Below are 20,389 nucleotides of genomic sequence, written 5' to 3'. Positions count from 1 at the left end.
TAAAGTTAATAGTTACAAATAGTTCAAGTGCAACCTAAATCAAAGCAGATTGATTGTAAAATCTGAACTAGAAATTTTTTCAGATTTGTGATAACGTCTGTTAGTTGAATTAGCCAAACTCTGTAGAACTCAAATAGATTAAACATCATGAACCAAGTGTGGTCTAAAACAAAACGTTACTTGCAATGGGTAATGTTAGGAGGAGTGCTATTCTTTTTCGCTAAAGCATTCAGCCGTCACTGGCAAGAAATAGCAGCAATTAGAATAGATGGTTCAGGAATGCTATTTTTGGGACTAGGTGTTACTTTGAGCTTAATAGCTTTTGCCTGGTCTGGGATAGTCTGGCATTGGACGCTAGGAGAGTTTAAGCAAAAACTAAAACCCTTTTGGTTAGTCAAACTTTACCTAAAAACTCATATTGCTAAATATTTGCCGGGGCACGTTTGGCACTATTGCGGGAGAATTTGGGGCGTTAAGCAAGTGGGCGTGCCCGGAGAAATTGCTACTATTAGCGTGATTATCGAACCTTTCTTGATGATAGCTGCGGCTTTAACTACTGCGATCGTCAGTTGTCTGATAGCACGAGAAGGAACTAAAGATTTTCAACATTTAAATAATTGGGGTCTACAAGTTCTTTCATTACTGGGCGTAATGTTAATTGTACATCCCAAATTTTTAAACCCAGCATTGGCAATCTTGGGTAAATTCAAGGGAAACAAAAAAGATTGTCCCGGTGTAGATTTGAAACATTGCCGGATTGAAAGATATCCCGTAAAACTGTTAATTGCTGAATTAATTTTTGTGGCTCTTAGAACTAGCGGCTTTATCTTCACTTTCGCAGCTTTACACCCAGTTGCACCACATCAAATAATGATTTTGGTGAGTGGTTTTAGTCTAGCTTGGTTAGCAGCTTTAGTGTTACCCGGAGCACCCGGAGGTGTGGGAGTATTTGAAGCAGCAGCGATGATGATTTTAAGTAAATCATTTTCGCCTGGAGTAGTTTTAAGTGTAGTGGCTGTATTTCGGGTAGTCACTATTTTGGCAGAAGCAATAGGCGCAGGTTTAGCTTATTTAAGTGAACGTCGCACTAGAGAAGCTTGTCAATTAGCTTTGGTAGAAGAACGAGTTGTAGATAGGGAACTGATTGGTATTAAGTAGACAGAATTAAAGACAGGTGAAAGGAAAAAATTGGTCAAATAAATCAAGTTTGTTGTGAGGACTTCAGCCCTTCTATTTAGGTAAAGAACGACTAAAGTCGCTACAACGAACTAATGACTAAATTCCGAACACGCTGGTAATGGCACGTCCTACGTTGTTAGGCTGCATTGCGTCAACTGCTGCTGTGGGTTCATAGCCGCAATGTACCATGCAATCTTCACATTTGGGATTTCCGCTTTTGTGTCCGTATTTACTCCAATCTGTGTTATCTAGGAGTTCTTGGAAGGTGGCGTAATGACCTTCGTTTAACAAGTAACAGGGTTTTTGCCAACCTAAAACGCTGTAACTCGGACTTCCCCAAGGGGTGCATTCGTAGTCTTTTTCCCCGGTGAGAAAGTCTAAAAATAGGGGGTTGTGGTTAAAGTTCCATTTCTTTTTCCCGGCTTTGTAGGGGGCTAATATTTCCCGGAATAAGGCTTTTGTTTGTTCCCGTTTCAAGAAGTGTTCTTGATCTGGTGCCCATTCGTAACTGTAACCGGGAGAAATCATCATTCCGTCGATATTTAGGGTTTCGAGGAAGTCGAAAAACTGCTGCATTTCTTGAGGGTTTGCACCTTCAAAAACTGTGCTATTTGTGGTGACTCGGAAACCTTTGGCTTTGGCGGCGTGAATGGCTTTTACTGCGGTGTCAAATACGCCTTTGCGATCGACACATTTATCGTGTAATTCCCTTAACCCATCTAAGTGAACGCTGAAAGTTAGGTAAGGGGAAGGTTCAAACTTATCTAAACTTTTCTCCAGTAAAATGCCGTTTGTACAAAGGTAAACGAATTTTTTCCGTTCTACTAAACCTTTAACTATTTGGTCAATTTGTGGATGTAAAAGTGGTTCTCCGCCCGGAATAGAAATTACTGGTGCGCCGCATTCTTCTGCTGCTTTAAAGCATTGTTCTGGAGTGAGATTTTGCTTGAGAATGTCGGTTGGGTGCTGAATTTTCCCGCATCCAGGACAAGCTAAGTTGCAGCGAAACAGGGGTTCTAACATTAAAATTAGCGGGTATTGTTTGCGCCCTTTCAATCGCTGACTGACAATATATTTGCCAACTTCAAAAGCTTGTAATAAGTTAATTGCCATTTGGTGTTTCTCTCCTCGTCACCGTGCGGAATTATACTTTAAATCTAACGCAAAATTTTTACTAAACCAATCTACGGCATTTTTTAATGCTGTGGGAATTGGTGTTTGGGGTAAACCTAATTCGCGGACAGCTTTAGCAGCATCATAATACATTTTTTGAGTGGACATTCGCACGCCATCTAAGGGAACAAAAGGAGGTTTACCTAATGGTGCTAACACACATTCATCAATCCAAGCTACTGTTAAAGGTAAGAAGGGGGGAATGGTGGTTTGTGGTGCGGGTATTCCGGTAATTGTTGAGAGTTCATCTAAGAATTGTTTGAGGGTGAGGTTTTGGTTTCCCAGAATATAGCGATCGCCCTTCCTCCCTTTTTTTAATGCTAACAAATGTCCTTGGGCGACATCTCGCACGTCGATAAAGTTTAACCCAGTATCTAAGTAAAAAGGCATTTGTTGTCGCAGGAACTTTAAAATTATATCACCTGTGGGAGTTGGTTTTATATCCCAAGGGCCGATCGGACAAGTAGGGTTAACAATTACCACGTCTTGTCCTAATTTTACCGCTTTTTGTGCTTCTTGTTCTGCCCAAAATTTCGATTTTTTGTATTCGCCAATTAGCTTTTCTACCGGACTTTGGTAGGTTTCGTCAGCGACTCCGCCTTCTTTTACGCCAATGGCGGCGACGGAACTGGTGTAAACTGTGCGATCGATTTTCGCTTTTCTAGCAGCAGCTAAAATGTTCTTAGTTCCTAACACATTTTGCTGATAAAGGGCTTCTTTATCTGATTGCCAAAGAGAGTAAAGGGCGGCGACATGAAATAATACCTCGCAACCAATCATTTTATCAGCAAGGTCAGGGTCGTTGAGGTCGCCTTTGACAATTTCGATATCTAAGTTTTGCAGGTTATCTAATTTGCTAATCGGACGAACTAAAGCTTTTACTTTGTAGCCTTCTTGCAAAAGTAACCTAACTAAATTCGCACCGATAAAACCCGTTCCGCCTGTGACAAATGCTGTTTTAGTCATGGGTTATTTTAATTTAAACCGCGATCGAAAATCATCTAATAAAGTGTAGACTACGGGAACTACTATCAAGCTTAGTATTGTTGATGATACTAAACCACCTGCGATCGCAATTGCCATTGGCGCACGTAATTCTGCACCTGCACCTTTACTTATAGCCAAGGGTAACATACCCAAAATTGTTGATACTGTTGTCATCATAATTGGGCGGAAACGGACTGGTCCTGCGGTTAAAATTGCCTCATTTCTCTCCATCTTGGCGTTTCGCAATTGGTTGATGTAATCTACCAGCAAAATAGCGTTTTTGTTGCTAATTCCTAATAGAAACACAAAACCGATTAAAGAAATCATTCCGAAATCGCTGTTAGTTAAAAATAGTGCTAGTACAGCACCGACTAATGCTAAAGGCAAAGATAAGCCAACAACAAAAGGATCGCTCCAACTTTTAAACAGCACTAACAACAATATTAAAATACAAAGTGCCGACAAAATTAAAGTTGTGCCAAAACTGGTAAATATTTCATTGCTGCGTGCTGAATCTCCACCTAAACTTAAAGTAACACCCGGAGGAACAATTGGTTTAGCAATAGCGAGGATTTGGTCTGTAGCTTCGCCAATCGTAATTCCTTGACCTAAATTAGCGCTAATATGAACTACTCGTCGTCGATCGGTTCTTTCTATTTGGAAAATCGCACCTTGTTCGTCAGTAGCACCAATTAAAGATACATCTTCTAGACCGGGAATTTTGCTAATTTCGGCTTGAATTTCCCTTGCTGCTTTACTACTAAGGGCTAAATCTTGTCCGATTAAACCAATTTGTAGGGGTTTTTGTCCGCCTGTGTCGATAAATTGAATATCTTCAATGCTGGTAGAAACTCCTGGTAATTGTGGTAATTGTTCGCGAATTTTATCTTGAAATTGGGCGGTAGTAAGTTGGCGTTCTGGCTTTAATTTAACGTAAAGATTGCCGCGATTTGGTTGTTGGGGACGAATCCCGACAATAGTGTAAACTGTTTCTACTTCTGGGGCTTTTAATACTACTGCTTCGAGTTGTTTAGCGACATCTAAAGACTCTTGTAAAGGATCGCTTTCTTCTCCGGGAACTTGTAGCCAAGAAGGAAGTAAGGAAGAAACGGATAATGGTGCTGTGTAACTAATATTAAATTCGCCGCGATCAAGTTTGGGAATAAAACCTTTAGGAATAAATGGAATTAACGCCACGCCTCCAATTAAACTTAAAGTCGCTATTCCAACAACAATCCGACGATGAGTTAAAGACCATTTTAAAACCTGACGATAACCAGCGGCGAACCTTAACCAAATTTTTTGTCCGCGACGCATTCCTTTGTTAGTTGGACATTTAATCCAATAAATTGCTAACACAGGTGATAATGTGCGGGCGACTAGCCAGGAAGCAAGCATAGCAGCGGAGACGGTAATACCAAAAGGCTGGAAAAATTGACCGATTACGCCTTGCATGAAAGCGATCGGCAAAAACACGGCGACAGCTGTTAAAGTACTTGCGGTTACTGTGATGCCTATTTCTCTGGTAGCGTTTAAAGCAGCGTTGCGGGGAGATTCGCCGTTTTCAATGTGACGAGTAATATTTTCCACATCGACGATCGCATCATCGATAATACTACCAATAACTAAGGCTAAAGCTAACAGCGTAATTGTTTCCAAATTGAAGCCAAAAAATGCCATAACGATGAAAGTTCCCAATAAAGAAATTGGGATCGCTAAGGCGGAAATGAAAGTGGCTCGCCAATTCCACAAAAAGGGGTAAATTACAATTACGGATAAAATAATTGCTTCAAATAAAGCATCGATCGTAGCTTGAGTGGCAGCTTTTATATAGTCTGCTTGGGTGGTAGCTAAGATAATTTTGATATCGGGTAACTGCGATCGCAATTCTTCCACTTGCTTTTCTACAGCCGAGGTTACTTCTAAGGCGTTAGCGTCACCTTTTTTCACCACTTGAAAAGCTAGTGCATCGTTTCCATTAAACCTAACTGCGGAAGTTGGTTTATTTGTGTCTCCCGTCATTCCGCCTAATAAGTTAACTCTCTCCACTCCTGATAATTTAGAAATAGTTGGAACAATCTGTTTTTGAGCTATTTCTGTCAACTGGGTGGGATTTTTTAGGGAACTATCAATGGCGTAGCTGACAACAGCAGATTCATTTAAGTTAATCGGAATAACATTCAGCTTTGTACCCGATGGAAAATTTAAAGGTTGGAGTGCAGCTTTTACTTGATTTTCCGCATCATCCAAATTTGTTCCCACCTGAAAAGCTAAATTAACTAATGATTGTTTGGGATAGGAAGAAGAGTTAGTGTTTTTCCGCCTGGGAATATCTTCCACAGACTGTTCGATCGGAATAGTAAGTTTAGCTTCCACTTCCGTCGCTTGGGGGAAAGATGAGGAAGCACTGATGACTACTACCGGAAAAGTTATGTTAGGGAAAAGGGCGAATTTTAGGGAACTAAAAGCCAAAATCCCGGCTACCACAACAGCGATCCAAAAACCAATCGTGAAACGGGGATGAGCGATCGCTACCCTGGAAATGTTAAACTTTTCTCTTCCTGACACCTTGGGAGTTGGCTTTTGCATAGGGAAAATATAGCCCACACTGAGAGTAAGCTTACTAGCAATCCTTTTTTTCCCATGCTAACTACGTGACACTTGATAATCTGTAATAATCGCCATGTAGTTAACAACTCTACCTAAAGACGTAGGTTAGAGAGACAATCAGTGGAGTGTAACGGATGAAAATCGGTTCAGAGGCGCATAAGCAACTATTTTGCCAATCGTTCATGGATAGCCATTTAAAGTATGAACCAGAAAAGTTACCTTGGCCCCAATTGGATGAGGAAGCTTTACAACGCTTGCGGGGGATTCCCTTTTGGGAGGAAGCGCTGTCTACGGAACGGAATGCTGGGACAATGGTGAAAGCTTTTGCAGATACGATCGAAGATCCAAAAATACGAGAAGCGATCGCCTTACAAGGAATGGAAGAAGCCCGCCATGCCAAACTAATTGAATACATGGTAAACCATTATCAAATTGAAACTCCCATGCGTCCAGCCAAAGCTGTACCCGAAAATATTGAAACGGAATTTATCAAATTTGGTTATGGTGAATGTTTTGATTCCTACTTTGCTTTTGGCTTGTTTGGTATTGCCAGAAATTCCGGCTTTGTCCCCGATGAATTTTTCGCCATTTTCGATCCCGTAATTCACGAAGAAGCCCGTCACATTGTCTTTTTTGTGAATTGGATTGCTTACAAGCAAATTAAAGAAGGTAAAGGTGCAAAAATCCTTCGAGGTGTTAATTCTTTGTGGCAATATAGCAACGCATTAAAGCGAAGATTGAGCAGTTTTAAAGGTACTAAAAAAGGCAGCGGCAAAGGTTTTACTGCTAGTGGCGCTAAGTCCGTAACCAGTGGTTTAACTTTTGAAAAGTTCCTCGCTACTTGCATTCAAGAATATGATAAACGAATGAGTGTTTTTGAACCGGAATTATTGCGCCCTGAGTTTCTTTTATCTGCTACTAAAACTGCTTACGGAACTCTGAAACTTTTGCCATCTTAGGGACTGGGGACGTTCGGCTGAGCGCTCACGTCGAAGCCTGGGGACTGGGAAAGATTTTAATTAGTAGGGTGCGAAGCGTGATTAACGTAACGCACCATCCCACTGACTAATCACAAATGACAAATGACCAATGACCAATTAATCATCTTAGTTCCCAAAGGGGCAGAATATAATGCTGTTTGTCGAGGTGTAAAAACTTCCCCATCTGCGCCTTTGGTTTTCTCAATTCCTGTGGGTGTGAAAGCTTTAACTAAATATTTGAAAAATGATTTTTCCCTGTTGCCATCTAAAGTTTTAATTATGGGTTTGTGTGGTAGTCTTTCGCCTAAATATCGGGTGGGAGATGTGGTGTTGTATGAAAGTTGTTTTTACAGAGGAGAGGTGTGGGAGTGCGATCGCATTTTCACCACCAAAATTCACCACCACCTCAAAACCAAAGTTGCTTTAGTCAAAGGTTTAACCAGCGATTCAGTTGTTTTTTGGGCTTCCGAAAAGCGCCGTTTGATGGAAAATTTTCCAGCAGAAGTAGTTGATATGGAAGGTTTTGTTGCTTAAATATTTTGAGTCAAAAAGGAATTTCTGTGGCAATGTTAAGAGTAGTGAGTGATGATTCAACACAATATTCCTAACCTTAACTCAGCAATTGATGATAAGGGAAATTTACAAACTTTGCCTTTAGCTTGGGAAATGATTACCCAACCAATCGCTGCATTTAATTTAGTTAAAGGTTCGCTGCAAGGGCTAAAATTATTACAGCAGGTAGCAAGTGAATTAAACAAATGCCATCTCCTTTCCCTGGAATGAATCCCTATTTGGAACTTCCGGCTTTGTGGTCTGAATTTCACAACCGTTTGATTGTGGCGCTTTCAGATGTACTAACGCCGCAACTGCGACCAAAATATTATGCAGCAATAGAAACTCGGACATATTTAGATGATGGAGAGTCGGATTTACTAGTTGGGATTCCCGATGCAATTGTGTTATCAGTAAAAGGAAATTCTACTCCTTCCGAAACCGCTATTGTTGTTACGAAAAATCACCCAAAGCAAATACAATTACCAATGCCAACAGAGGTAAAAGAACGATATTTAGAAATACGGGAAGTTGGAACTCATGCAGTTATAACGGTGATTGAAGTATTGTCGCCTAAAAATAAGCGTCAGGGAGAAGGGCGATCGATCTATCAAAAAAAACGCCTCCGAATTTTAGGTAGCAGTTCTCATTTTATTGAAATTGATTTGTTGCGGGATAACTCACCAATGCCGATGATTGGTGTTGAAGAATCTAGCGATTATCGAATTATTGTCAGTCGTGCAAATACTCGTCCGATGGCAGATCTTTATAGTTTTAAATTACCAGAATCTATCCCCAATTTTGCTTTGCCATTGAAGTTAGAAGATGCAGAATTAGAGGTTAATTTACAATCGATTTTGCTTGATGTTTACGATCGCGGTAGCTACGATTTCCGCATTGATTATAATCAACCTGTACCACCACCTAAATTATCCGAAGCCGATCGAATCTGGGTCGATCGATTATTAACCCAAGTTGCTAGTTATTAATTATTTCGGAGTTCCCCCCTTAAGTAAGGGGGGTTAGGGGGGATCTTTATCTTGATTACTAGGTTTTGATCCCCCCAACCCCCCTTAAGTAAGGGGGGCTAATAAAGAGCAAGACTATAACTAGCAACTTGAGTTATTAGCTATAATACGGTAGCAAAACCGCGACTTTAGTCGCAGGGAAATTATCATGGTACCAACAATTACAGCCAAAGAAATCACATTACGTTACCTCATCGATAATTTCGGCATTCAATTAGTCACTAACGATGAATTCTTTCGAGAATGGCAAGATGAATTACCAGAAATTAGCGAGTTAGAAAGACAACTTTTAGACAAAGTAAAAGCGGGATATTTCAATCTTCTCACTTACCCACCCTTGCTAGAAGATGGAATTAGAATGGCAATATTAGACCCGATTCTTTTCATCGGAGATTTCTATTTATCCCCTTTCAATGTTACTTCTGAAAAATCTGTAGAATTAGCAGTTGAAGATGAGGGAGTTATCATCACCGGAAGAATTGATACTTTAATCTTGAAAAACCAATTTTGGGTGATGGTAATTGAGTCAAAAAGGGCTTCTTTTTCCATCGAAGCCGGACTCGCCCAAATCCTAAGTTATATGCTGGCAAATCCTCATCCTGATAAACCTTGTTTTGGCTTAATTACCAATGGTGGAAGTTTCATTTTTATCAAGTTAATGAAAGAAGAAATTCCTCGATATGCCACTTCCGATATATTTGAAATTCGCAATCGAGGCAATCAACTGTATGACGTTTTTAAAATATTTAAACGCCTAAGTCAATTGATTAACTGTTAACAGTCGGGTAAACTCTCCCTTTCCAAGCGCCACCTTTTCCGCGCCAATGTCGCCAAGCAGAATCTATGGTCATTAAGTTGTAAAGTAAGGTAATTATTGGTAAACAAAAAGCATAAATTGGCGAACAATTGTATAATTTAATGGTGGGAAAGTAAGCTATTGCCATCAGCAACCAAGTTATTAAGCCAGTTAGTGCGATCGCTAAATTACCCATTAACAACCCACCAATTAAAGCTAATGGTGGAACCAAATAAACTAAAGTCATCCCCAACACAGTTCCTAATAACAAAAACGGTGAATAATTCAATTGAGTATATGCCGTTCTTGCTACCATATCCCAAATACTTTCTAAACTTGGATAAGGGCGCAAACTCCGAGTAGATTGAGTTAAACCTAACCAAATTTTACCAGGATTTTTCACGGCTGCGGCTAAAGCACAATCATCAATTAATGCTTGTCTAACTCTTTCCATCCCACCAATTTTAGTTAAAGTTTCCCGCTTAATTAAAATACAGCCTCCCGCAGCAGCAGCAATAGATTTATTAGGGTTATTCACCAAAGGAAAAGGGTAAAGTTTTTGAAAGAAAAACACAAAAGCCGGAATTAATAGCTTTTCCCAAAAACTCTCGCAACGCAGCAAAACCATTAAAGAAACTAAATCTAAATTATCTTCTTTTGCTTTAGTGACTAATTCGTAAATATTTGTTGAATGATGTTGAATATCTGCATCAGTTAAGAGAAAATAATCAGGTAATGGGCTGAGTCTTTCGGCGTAATTAATACCTTGTTCCATTGCCCAAAGTTTACCACTCCAACCTACAGGTAAAGCTGCACCAGAAATAATATGCAATTGTTGGGTTTTATTTAAATCTTTAGCAAGTTCTTGGGCAATTATAGCCGTATCATCTGTGCTATTGTCATCAACTAAGACAATGGTGAAAGAACCGGGATAAGATTGTTGAAAAAGCGATCGCAAACTGAAAGGAATCATTTCCGCCTCGTTGCGTGCGGGTATGACTGCACAAATTGAGGGATAATTATCGAAATTAGATGTTAAATTCGACAACCTGCGATCGCAAAGCCAAAACTGACCCCGAAAGCAAAGTAAACCAATCCAAATAGCTAAAGATAGAAAACTCAGTACTAACCCAATTTCATTGATAGTCATTTTGCTAATTTAATCACGCTAATGCCAAACTATAACAGATCCCCGACTTCTTGAAGAAGTCGGGGATCTAGAAATTGGGGATGTAGAAATTAATAAGCGCGACGGCTGAATTGATGCCAAAGCCAAATCGCAATAATAGCACCTAAAACTGCCACAAAAACGCCAGGGAGACTCAGAGAAGTAGCCGTAAGTTGCAGCGTTCCTGTTTGCAATAAAGTTGCTAAAGTTCCACCAACGAAAGCACCAATAATACCCAAAACAAGTGTAGCGAGAATGCCACCGCCTTGATATCCGGGATAAATAGCTTTAGCGATCGCACCAGCCAACAAACCTAAAATTACCCAAGCCAAAATATTCATGATTCATGTTCCTTTTTAACTGTTTTGTTTCTATGTTTTTAGATTAGCAAACGCCCGATTATTCACCATCACCCTAACGATATAATCTAGTAGATAGAACTGATAAAGCTTCCCCAAGAAAAGCTGCAAAAAATTAATTTAATTGTGAATACTATTGCCATTGGTGGACTAATTCTGTTATAAAACGCAACAATCCTTTATGCTGAATTTAGGCAGAAGTGAACTAGAGTGAACGGTAAATTATGCAAACTCAAGACAAAACAACAGTGTCCCGCAATAGTTTAGAAGCAGCGATTAAAGCTTCTCAAGACTACCTACTTTCTATTCAATATTCCGACGGCTACTGGTGGGCGGAATTACAATCTAATGTCACGATTACCTCAGAAGCAGTACTACTCCACAAAATTTGGGGAACGGATAGCAGCAGACAATTACACAAAGTCGAAACTTACTTACGAAAAGAACAGCGATCGCACGGTGGCTGGGAATTATTTTACGGCGATGGTGGCGAACTTAGTACCACAATTGAAGCTTACATGGCATTGAAATTACTCGGAGTCACCGAAAATGACCCCGCTATGATTAAAGCGCGAGAATTCATTTTAGCCAGAGGTGGTATTAGTAAAGCCCGGATTTTTACTAAACTTCACTTAGCATTAATTGGCTGCTACGACTGGCGAGGTATTCCTTCCATCCCACCTTGGATAATGTTTTTACCTGAGTATTTCCCTGTCAATATTTACGAAATGTCCAGTTGGGCGAGGGGTAGCACAGTACCTTTGTTAATTGTGTTCGATCGCCAACCAGTTTTTATCACCAATCCCGCCATTAATTTAGATGAACTTTATGCCGAAGGAGTAACAAACGTCAAATTTGAATTACCCAAAAACAACGATTGGAGTGACATATTTGTTTATCTTGATCATGCTTTCAAATTAGCCGAACAATTCAACTTAGTTCCTTTCCGAGAAGAAGGAATTAAAGCCGCCGAAAAATGGGTATTAGAACGCCAAGAAGATAGCGGAGATTGGGCCGGAATCATTCCCGCTATGCTAAATTCCCTCTTAGCATTAAGAACTTTAGGTTACGATGCAGCCGACCCAATTGTAACCCGAGGATTGCAAGCATTAGATAACTTTTCCATTGAAACTGAAGACACTTATCGAGTCCAAGCTTGCATTTCTCCCGTGTGGGATACTGCATTAGTTATGCGAAGTTTAGTAGACTCAGGAATCGAACCAAATCACCCCGCATTAGTTCGCGCCGGAGAATGGTTAATTCAAAAACAAATCCTCGATTATGGTGATTGGGCTATTAAAAATAAAAAAGGGAAACCTGGCGCTTGGGCTTTTGAATTTGTCAATAATTTCTATCCAGACGTTGACGACTCAGCAGTAGTAGTCATGGCATTAAACAGCGTCAAACTACCCAATGAAAAATTGAAACAAGCAACAATAACTCGCGCCGTAGATTGGATTGCTTCCATGCAATGTCAAGATGGAGGATGGGCAGCTTTTGACTTAAATAATAATGCCGATTGGTTAAACGCAATTCCCTACGGCGACTTAAAAGCGATGATTGACCCCAATACCGCAGATGTCACCGCTAGAGTTTTAGAAATGTTAGGAAATTGCCAAATTTCCCTCGACGATTACAACATGAATCGCGCCTTAGAATATCTCAAAAAAGAACAAGAAATCGAAGGTTGTTGGTATGGTCGTTGGGGAGTAAATTACATTTATGGTACTAGCGGCGTATTAGCAGCATTATCTTTAATTGCGCCAAAAACCCATCGAAATCAAATTGAAAAAGGCGCAGCTTGGCTAGTCAGTTGTCAAAATGCCGATGGGGGATGGGGCGAAACTTGCTTTAGTTACAACGACTCCAGCTTAAAAGGCAAAGGAGATAGTACCGCGTCTCAAACAGCTTGGGCTTTAATCGGATTAATTGCAGCAGGCGAGGCGACGGGGAAATTTGAAAAAGAGGCGATCGATAGGGGAGTAAACTATCTTTTGGCAACTCAAAAATCCGATGGCACTTGGGACGAGGATTATTTCACGGGTACTGGTTTTCCTTGCCACTTCTATATTAAATACCACCTCTATCAACAACACTTTCCACTCACAGCCTTGGGTCGTTATCGGGCGTTAAGCCTTTAAAATACTATCAGCAGAGGGGCTTAAGGAGTTAGCGATTTTAGGGTTATGAATCGTTTCCTTGGCTTCTCTGCTGTATTTGAGCTTGAACATACTTAAATTGTGATTCCTATGCTGTTTCTAACCAATCAAAAATTTGGTCTAACTGTGGCAATGTGACAAGTCCATACTGCCAAAGAATCATGTGTAGGAAATCAGGAGTTCCTTCATTGTGCCGTAGGGCAAACTCAATGGAGGAAGATGGAATCGCTAACTCGTCTGTTAAGAATTTAATCATTTTTGCTTGCATAATAGCTCACCTCGCCTTGGGTGGCTAAGTTACTCCCACAACCCAAGATATAAATAATATGCTTCAGAGAAAGTCGGGTTAGAGTGATTGAACTCAAATTTGGTTGTGATATCGATCGCACTAATTTAATGATGAATTATACTTCTAGTCAAATAAATCTAAAGGTAAATGACCGTAAGTACCGCTGATATCTTCTCGCGCCGAAGACTGGCATGAAACAAGCACTCCACGATAATTTCCGGTGTAAGAATCTAAATAATAGCTCTGCTTATTCGTGTTAAATTTTATGTAAACAGACCCAGTAATTTGGGTAAATTCCTGAGTTTCTAAAAGAACATTGTAACCCAATCCACTTAAGTATGCTTGTAAAGCCATAAAACCTTGTTCTGTCGTCTGGGCACAAATGCCAAAGTTCAAGTAATCTGCTAAATCAACAATTAGCTTCAATGCTTGACGCAGCAACGCTTTCTCTGATTCTGATTCTACGACCTTGATATCTGTACAACTGTATTCTTTTAAGATTTTTTGCGATCGTTCTACGGTTAAGTCTGTTGGGTTTTGTTCATTCATAGATTTAAAAGAAGGCAGTAAGGCTATTTAAGCAATTAGAACGCAGATGAATGCAGATGGGTTAAGGTAGCCAAAAGTTTGGTAGGAAAGTTTTAGCTAAATCTCGCGTCCACTGATTCACAGTTCTTGCTACTTGAATGTGTGGTTCATCTGGTTCAACTGGGAGAATTTCGGCTTTATTTCCTAATTTAAATTGTTCAATTACTAAATTCGCTGCTTCCAAACCAGTGACGTAAGCTTTTTCCTGCGACCAAGAACCGTGACGGTTAACAATCCAATCACCACTCATAAACACATTAGCAAAACTCGTCTTTGCTGGCAACATATATTGATAGCTACCGGGGAAGAAATGGGTAACAGCTTTCGGTAAACGAATCACGCTGCTATCAATTACTTTTGCTTCTCGAAAAGCTGGAATACAAGTGGCTAAATATCGCTGCACAATGGGAACAATTTCTTCGTTACTTAAGGGTAAAAACTGGTTGGCATGATAAAAATCTGCTTCAATAACTGTTCCGGGTTCGTCGTGATATTCGTCATGAATAGCATTTAAATCGAAAAACGTCCAACCTGTAGTATTGTCAAATCCAAAGCAAGCGTTAGAAGGTAAGGGAATGTCAATTTTGCTGTCAAACCAAAGTCGAGTTGCTAAGACATCCACTGCTGATAGATTGTTAATATTGCGGAATTCTTGACACTTTTGTAAAGTCGGACTTCCGCTGAGAATTTTCTGCATTCCGGTAATTCCAACGGCAAAAATTACCGCATCTGCATCGAATATTTCTTCGCCGCAAACAACTGCTGTCGCCCTATTGTTACTATCAACTATTAAATCGCTAACTCGGCGTTGAGTTAAGACTTTTCCGCCAATTTTTTCGATTTGTTCTACCCAAGGACGAAAGATTTTTTCTCCCACTGTTCCCCGACACCAAACTACATCAAAGTTGGGTTGATGCGCCAATATGAAATAGTACAACATTCCTAATGCAGCAGCAGCGGAACATTGTTCTCCTGGGGCGAATAATCCTACTAATAACATTGGTTCAAAAGAATCTTTATATAGTCTGGCGGAAACGCCAAATTGTTTAAAAAGTTCTCTTGAGGTTACTGTGTCGTAGCGTCGCCAAGCTGCATCGGAATTATCAAAGTCTATTAAGGTATAAAGTAAAGGTAAGGCGGAAAGTCGATCGATTAATGGTAGGCGTTTAAACTTAGTATAAATAAATGTTCCTAAAGGTGTAGGAAGTAATGGTTCTTGCTGAAAAATGGGAGATTCTACTTCTAATCCTGCGGGGGAATATTGAGAAGAACGAGTCCAATTTGTAAAGGGATTTATTTCTAGTTCGTTAATAAGAGAAAAGATGTTTTTATAAGGATACCAAAAGCCGTGAATTCCTGCTTCTACGGAACGTCCTCCCGGAGTTTTCCAACCAGCAACTAAACCACCGGGATAAGCGCCAGCTTCTAATAATGTTACGTCATATCCTTGTTTTGCCAGGTGATAAGTTGCACCTAATCCTGCCCAACCTGCACCAATAACTACTACTTTTTTATTGTGGGTTTCTGTTACCATTATTTAACCTTGAGCGCGATCGCAAATCTCCATTTCTCCTGGTAAGTTAAGGTGGGAAAATCCCACCCTACTATTCTAGCCTTTCAATGTATCAAATGCGGCTCTAATAGTTTCAATTCGGTTCCGATTCACTCCCAAATCAGATTGTCCTAACCTAGAAGCAGAACGAACATGAATTAATTTTGCTGCTTCATCCAAATAAAATTCTACATCGTCCACAAATCCCATGATTTTAGTTTTAAATTCGGCGTAGATGTAGTTAGGAGATTCGGAAATAATTTTAGTTCTTTCTTGGGATTCAATCACCTTTTTTAAATCCGTCATTGCTTCAGCCGCAGAGCTATTATAAGTTAATGGCTCAATTTTGTGCAGCGTATCTGTGCTTTGGCTGCTAACACAATTAGGCGAACTAGGACAAGGTGCTAACATACCATCTTTGACACCAAGGTTAGTAGGTCTTTTCCCTGCAAACATGGTCATTCCTCCGGGAGAAACTATATTGATTCCAAGCAAAAGAATAGTCGCAATTAACAGAGATAACAAGCTAATAATTAAACGCTTCAGGGGCGATCGTTTTTCTACTTGGCTTTCCACCATAAACTACAATAACCTGGATGTAACTTTTAAATTATCCCACATTCCCCACCAAAAAACCATAGAAAAATTTCAATGAACTAGATAAACATCTGCGTTCATCTGCGTTTATCTGCGGTTTAAATTTTCTTATTCCTACTTCTCAACCCACAAATTTAACTTATTTATAGTCACTTCCCCACGCCGATAAATTTCCTTAGCAAAATCAGTCCACATCCCTTGCCCCCAATAGCGAAAACAACTAGTTTGCAACAACAAATTATACATTAAAGCTTCCCGATAATCAGCTTCTTGAGTTACTTTTTCCGGTAAAAAATCAACTTTTTGATGAAACAAAGCACTCAATTGATTCATCGGAGACAAAACATTTTCGTACCCTTTCACCCAGCTAATATGATTTGTCCAAGAAGCGCCATCCACATGAAAATTATGATGAGTTTCTTTTAACTCTTGAATCGCCTTACTTACAGCTTCGGGAGTACAATTTTCCAGCGCAATCTTTTGCCAAATCAAATGCTGATTAATTGGTTGACAGGTGGGATAACTATCAGGATGACAACCCGCTGCTTCAATTAATTCTAAATATTCCGTACCATTCATCGCCACAATTCCCGATTTTCCCCCGCCATTATTCTTAATTTCATAACAAGCGCGAAAGAAAGCACTAGGAAATTCATTCATCATTACTCCGCCATTTTCACCATCACCAATTTGACTAACTATTGGCGGAATTTCTACACCTCCTAATATCTGTCGAGAAAGGGTTTTTGCTTCATAATAAGGCTGCATTTGTCCGACTAATTTAGTGTCGGAACCTTGAGTTTTAATTAAAGCAGTGATGCTAATCTCTTCCCCTTGGGAATTTCGGGCAATTAAACGATGGGGTAAATGGCGATTTTCTAAAGATTTACCATCAAGAGTTTCGACGGAATGTTCTTGTACTAATAACCATCGATAGCCGCATTCTTTTAAAGCTTTGACAAATTCAAACAAGGTATCGGGATGGTTTGGTAAGTGCATTTCTGGCGGCGAAAAACCCTTGACTCTGGCTAAAGCTTCCCAACCAAATATTGCCGCAAAATGATGTTGCCAAGCTTGAATATGTAATTTAATATCGGGAATGGGAGTGGAAGGAACAACTGAATGACTCCACATTGTACCCAACCATTCTACATAAGGTTGGTAGTTAGGATCGATCGCAATTCGTTTAAGATTTTCTAAGATTTCTCCTCCCCATATTTGTCGTAATCCCCATAAAAGATTGCCAGAATAATCTAACATGACGCGAGGATTGCAGCCATTAGCAACTAATTCGGGAATGAAATCTGCCATGCGTTTATAACAATTGGCAAAGGTGGGTGCGTTGTGATTATCCCCTTCGTTGGGATGTTCAAACATATATTGTAAGTTGCTAATTAATTCCCCATTTTGTCCAGCCGGAATTGTGGGCTGATGCAGATGTAAGGCTATGGCAAATACAGCTTTTACTTGGGGTAAGTTAATATTGGTTTTGGGTAAGAAGACAGGTTGATTGTTTTGCGTCACTGAAAAAAGTTCACTTTCCCAACCGGAAATATTAGGAATTCCGTTAATGATGTCTGGTAGGTTTTGCATGAGTTAATCTGTTAGTAGGAGAGAAGGTTAAATTTAATAGCTGCTGCTAATTTTACATTGTGGGATGGTGCACCCTACAAGGACATCACACAAACAATTCTGGTACTCTACTTTTTAATTCGGCATTTAACCTGGGTAAATCTTCGCGCATCTTTAAATACCAATCCCGACGTTGACGGTAATGTTGCGAAAGTAGGCGGTTGTTTTTCACCCATTCATAAGCATTTTGGGCAATTTTTTGTCGCCATTCTGACTCAGAAATTAACTTTCTCAATTTCTCTTCAAACTCGGTTATTGAACGATAAATTAATCCAGTTTCTCCTTCGATAATTGAACCTTCATAAACTGTTGGACTTGCTAAAACTGCTACTCCATGTCCGGCACATTCAATAAATTTGAGGTCAGATTTCATGCTGTTAAATCTGGTGGGATTTAATGGTAAGATACCAATGTCACAAGTATGAAGAATTTCTTGATATCGTTCGTAAGCGCAGAAATTTTCAAATTCTTTGTGGGGTGTTTCTAAAGCGTTGAAGAACTTTTGATCGTAGATGACTTTTACGCGAATTCGATCGCCAAATTCCCCCAACACTCCATTAATTACAGGCATAATTTCTGCCCAATCTTCTTCCCGATTCAAAGCCCCAAAAAATAAAGTAACTGGCGTATCTGATTGATAGTTTCTCGCTGGCGGTAGATAAGCTAATTGATTCTGAAAAACTGCGACATTGGGATTTATTCCTCGCAAAAACTCCGCCAAAGGTTCGGTAGAAGTTTGTACGCAATGACAAACTTTGTAACTGAAAAATTGATTCTCTCCATGAGCAGGCCAACGTAGTGGATCGTCGTCAATTTCTGCGACAATTAAATAGCCTCGACGTAGCAGTTCTTGAAGTTTCGCTAGATCGTTTTCTTTCTTTAAAAATGCTCGTTGCCAAATAAATACTTTCTCTTCTTCCGGTTTAGCAACGCTTAAATTAGCTGTTTTAACTGTAGCTACTGTTCGCACTCCCGGAATTGTAGCACTTAATTGGTCTGGTTCTAGGACTCGGACACGATCGCACGCCAAAGGAGCCATTAAAATAGTTTGAATTAACAATGGTTTAGATGCGATCAGAGTTTTCGTTGCTCGAACTACATATTGTAAAGCTGCGGTTCTTTGAGCAAAGTCGCTTTCTGACAAACCTAAATTATTAATAACTGGAGCCATTATTTGCTGAAATTTTTGGAAACTTTCCCCTTGATTTCCTCTAGGTTGCACATCGTAAATTTGCAATCCCACATCAGCAAATAATTCCTTAATCGTATCTAAAGCGAAAAATCTTAAGTGAGTTTTATCCAACAAACCTTCTGCTTCATAAGCCCAATTTCCCCGCAATAATCTTAGGATCAAACTCCAATGCTGCACGTTAGGAATACAAGCTAAAACTTGACCATCTGCTTTCAACCATTTTAGATGATTTCTCAGCACTGCCCAAGGATCGACTAAATGTTCTAACACATCGCCATAAACTAAACAATCTGCTATATTTTCGCCAATTTCAGCGGCTATAGATAAGTTTTCTGCACTGCCGATCGCTACATAGTCTAACCTAGTTGCCGCAATTTTTGCCGCTGTTTCATTTAATTCAATGCCGATATATTTACAATGGGGATTAATTCTTTTATACTGCTCTCCTAAAGCTCCCGCCCCACAACCAACTTCTATAATTACTTTGGCATCAGCTGGCAAAAGTCTGAGTAAATCAGGGTTAGCTCGATTGTAATAATCAGGTATGGATGCCGAACTAACAATTTTTGGTTGAATTACTAAATTTGATGATTGAGAAATTTTAATTTCTTCACTTTCCGGGTTGCTGAGTTGCTGGTTTGTTGGTTCGCTGGGTTGCTCTTGAACAGAAATTCCTAAAAATCTCTGACTCCAAGTATTACCGTAATGCTCAACTTCTAAAAAGTTGGCGCTTTGCAAAGCAGGTTTATAAACCCGAAAAGTTCGCATAATTCCCAGAGTAGCAGCACTTTCTAAAGGGCCAATAAAACTAGTGTTGCGATCGAGAAAATGTGGTTGTTCTACCCAATAATTCATTTGTGCAACATTGAGAAAATAACAACCTGAATGGGGATTAGTAGCACGGCGAAAAATTACATTTTGTCCGAGAATTAACCCCTGCAATTCTGGTTGTTCTGCTAAATTTTGAAAATCAGCCGTGATCAGCGGTGACAAATTACCATCTATGTAGATTTTATTACTGTTACCTGGCGGAGCAAGTTCATAACGATTTGGTTGAAGTAAAGCTTCATCTCCAGCTTGTTTATTAAACCAATTAAGTTTGACAAATAACCAAGGGTCGTGCAAAATTAAGTCGTCTTCTAAAAAGCAAAAATAATCGTAGCTACCAAGACAATCTCGGAGTAATGCTTGGCATTCAAAACCGAGTAACATTGGTTCTGCGTTGGTACGGTAGTGTTTATATAGTTCGGGAGGTAGGGAAATTCGATCGAGGAGGTGCTGATTTTTAGTAGTACAAATAACAATATCTATGTTGTGTAGTTGGGACTGATTCGCTGGTTTTGCCACGCTGTTAGCAATATCAATGCTGGCCTGTGATTTGCCGAATAACTTATGTAAAGAATTGATGCAAGCAGTCAGTGCTTGTATCCGAGGTTGAGGGTCTTTACCGTGCGAACCGTACTGACTGCGCTCGCTACTTTGGAAAAAGTGGGAAATTGTAAACAGAATCCGCATGAAGTTTAGTCAGGTTTGTTTAAAGCAGAGATA

18 protein-coding genes are annotated in these 20,389 nt (G+C 39.8%); 7 read left to right on the top strand and 11 right to left on the bottom strand.

All coding sequences use genetic code 11. From position 1 onward, the window contains the following. Nucleotides 1–147 precede the first annotated feature (147 nt). The gene (locus tag ACE1CA_RS03530) at nucleotides 148–1,158 is read left to right on the top strand and encodes a lysylphosphatidylglycerol synthase transmembrane domain-containing protein (protein ID WP_413277134.1); all 1,011 of its coding nucleotides are present in this window, start codon (nucleotides 148–150) and stop codon (nucleotides 1,156–1,158) included. 117 nt (nucleotides 1,159–1,275) lie between these two features. Here ACE1CA_RS03530 and hpnH read toward each other — a convergent pair whose 3' ends face one another. The 3 genes from hpnH to ACE1CA_RS03515 are packed head-to-tail and all read right to left on the bottom strand — an operon-like array spanning nucleotide 1,276 to nucleotide 5,928. Then, nucleotides 1,276–2,292, bottom strand: coding sequence for an adenosyl-hopene transferase HpnH (gene hpnH / locus ACE1CA_RS03525; RefSeq protein ID WP_413277135.1), 1,017 nt, complete (start codon nucleotides 2,290–2,292; stop codon nucleotides 1,276–1,278). Between the two features lie 18 nt (nucleotides 2,293–2,310). Then, complete coding sequence (gene hpnA, locus ACE1CA_RS03520; protein WP_413277136.1) at nucleotides 2,311–3,318, bottom strand: hopanoid-associated sugar epimerase; 1,008 nt, start codon at nucleotides 3,316–3,318, stop codon at nucleotides 2,311–2,313. A gap of 3 nt (nucleotides 3,319–3,321) precedes the next feature. Beyond that, on the bottom strand, nucleotides 3,322–5,928 hold the full coding sequence (locus tag ACE1CA_RS03515; protein WP_413277137.1) for an efflux RND transporter permease subunit: 2,607 nt from the start codon (nucleotides 5,926–5,928) through the stop codon (nucleotides 3,322–3,324). 155 nt (nucleotides 5,929–6,083) lie between these two features. On the opposite strand from ACE1CA_RS03515, the gene ACE1CA_RS03510 reads away from it, so the two are divergent. The 5 genes from ACE1CA_RS03510 to ACE1CA_RS03490 all read left to right on the top strand — a co-directional run bounded on the left by ACE1CA_RS03510 (nucleotide 6,084) and on the right by ACE1CA_RS03490 (nucleotide 9,287). Further along, a complete protein-coding gene (locus ACE1CA_RS03510) occupies nucleotides 6,084–6,908 on the top strand; it encodes a ferritin-like domain-containing protein (RefSeq protein ID WP_413277138.1) in 825 nt (274 codons plus the stop codon). A gap of 123 nt (nucleotides 6,909–7,031) precedes the next feature. After that, entirely contained in the window at nucleotides 7,032–7,463 is a 432-nt protein-coding gene (locus ACE1CA_RS03505) for a hypothetical protein (RefSeq protein ID WP_486517644.1), read from the top strand. 51 nt (nucleotides 7,464–7,514) lie between these two features. Next, complete coding sequence (locus ACE1CA_RS03500; protein ID WP_486517643.1) at nucleotides 7,515–7,712, top strand: hypothetical protein; 198 nt, start codon at nucleotides 7,515–7,517, stop codon at nucleotides 7,710–7,712. After that, nucleotides 7,688–8,470, top strand: a complete 783-nt coding sequence (locus ACE1CA_RS03495; RefSeq protein WP_413277140.1) for a DUF4058 family protein — start codon at nucleotides 7,688–7,690, stop codon at nucleotides 8,468–8,470. Before ACE1CA_RS03500 ends, ACE1CA_RS03495 begins: the two co-directional genes overlap by 25 nt. 187 nt (nucleotides 8,471–8,657) lie before the next feature. Continuing rightward, nucleotides 8,658–9,287, top strand: a complete 630-nt coding sequence (locus tag ACE1CA_RS03490) for a restriction endonuclease subunit R (protein WP_413277141.1) — start codon at nucleotides 8,658–8,660, stop codon at nucleotides 9,285–9,287. On the opposite strand, the gene ACE1CA_RS03485 is transcribed toward ACE1CA_RS03490, so the two are convergent. Together ACE1CA_RS03485 and ACE1CA_RS03480 are read right to left on the bottom strand one after the other, a co-directional pair. Continuing rightward, on the bottom strand, nucleotides 9,277–10,455 hold the full coding sequence (locus tag ACE1CA_RS03485; protein ID WP_413277142.1) for a glycosyltransferase: 1,179 nt from the start codon (nucleotides 10,453–10,455) through the stop codon (nucleotides 9,277–9,279). The two genes, ACE1CA_RS03490 and ACE1CA_RS03485, sit on opposite strands and share 11 nt — an antisense overlap. Before the next feature lie 89 nt (nucleotides 10,456–10,544). Beyond that, the gene (locus ACE1CA_RS03480) at nucleotides 10,545–10,814 is read right to left on the bottom strand and encodes a GlsB/YeaQ/YmgE family stress response membrane protein (protein WP_413277143.1); all 270 of its coding nucleotides are present in this window, start codon (nucleotides 10,812–10,814) and stop codon (nucleotides 10,545–10,547) included. A 242-nt stretch (nucleotides 10,815–11,056) separates the two neighbouring features. Here ACE1CA_RS03480 and shc point away from each other — a divergent pair, with 242 nt between their 5' ends. Then, the gene (gene shc, locus ACE1CA_RS03475) at nucleotides 11,057–12,973 is read left to right on the top strand and encodes a squalene--hopene cyclase (protein WP_413277144.1); all 1,917 of its coding nucleotides are present in this window, start codon (nucleotides 11,057–11,059) and stop codon (nucleotides 12,971–12,973) included. Nucleotides 12,974–13,079: 106 nt separating this feature from the next. Here shc and ACE1CA_RS03470 read toward each other — a convergent pair whose 3' ends face one another. The 6 genes from ACE1CA_RS03470 to ACE1CA_RS03445 all read right to left on the bottom strand — a co-directional run bounded on the left by ACE1CA_RS03470 (nucleotide 13,080) and on the right by ACE1CA_RS03445 (nucleotide 20,356). Then, the gene (locus tag ACE1CA_RS03470; RefSeq protein ID WP_413277145.1) at nucleotides 13,080–13,259 is read right to left on the bottom strand and encodes a DUF2949 domain-containing protein; all 180 of its coding nucleotides are present in this window, start codon (nucleotides 13,257–13,259) and stop codon (nucleotides 13,080–13,082) included. A 144-nt stretch (nucleotides 13,260–13,403) separates the two neighbouring features. Continuing rightward, the gene (locus tag ACE1CA_RS03465; RefSeq protein ID WP_413277146.1) at nucleotides 13,404–13,829 is read right to left on the bottom strand and encodes a DUF1824 family protein; all 426 of its coding nucleotides are present in this window, start codon (nucleotides 13,827–13,829) and stop codon (nucleotides 13,404–13,406) included. 61 nt (nucleotides 13,830–13,890) lie between these two features. After that, complete coding sequence (locus tag ACE1CA_RS03460) at nucleotides 13,891–15,402, bottom strand: hydroxysqualene dehydroxylase (protein WP_413277147.1); 1,512 nt, start codon at nucleotides 15,400–15,402, stop codon at nucleotides 13,891–13,893. Nucleotides 15,403–15,477: 75 nt separating this feature from the next. Beyond that, entirely contained in the window at nucleotides 15,478–15,999 is a 522-nt protein-coding gene (locus ACE1CA_RS03455) for a DUF1499 domain-containing protein (RefSeq protein ID WP_413277148.1), read from the bottom strand. A gap of 132 nt (nucleotides 16,000–16,131) precedes the next feature. Beyond that, a complete protein-coding gene (locus ACE1CA_RS03450) occupies nucleotides 16,132–17,610 on the bottom strand; it encodes a glycosyl hydrolase family 57 (protein WP_413277149.1) in 1,479 nt (492 codons plus the stop codon). An 85-nt stretch (nucleotides 17,611–17,695) separates the two neighbouring features. Then, nucleotides 17,696–20,356, bottom strand: a complete 2,661-nt coding sequence (locus ACE1CA_RS03445; RefSeq protein WP_413277150.1) for a methyltransferase domain-containing protein — start codon at nucleotides 20,354–20,356, stop codon at nucleotides 17,696–17,698. Between the last annotated feature and the right edge of the window lie 33 nt (nucleotides 20,357–20,389).

It is taken from the genome of Floridaenema evergladense BLCC-F167 (genome assembly GCF_041929205.2).
Taxonomy (GTDB): domain Bacteria; phylum Cyanobacteriota; class Cyanobacteriia; order Cyanobacteriales; family Aerosakkonemataceae; genus Floridanema; species Floridanema evergladense.
Note: the sequence above shows the minus strand (reverse complement) of the source record. Positions and strands in the feature narration are given on the sequence as shown.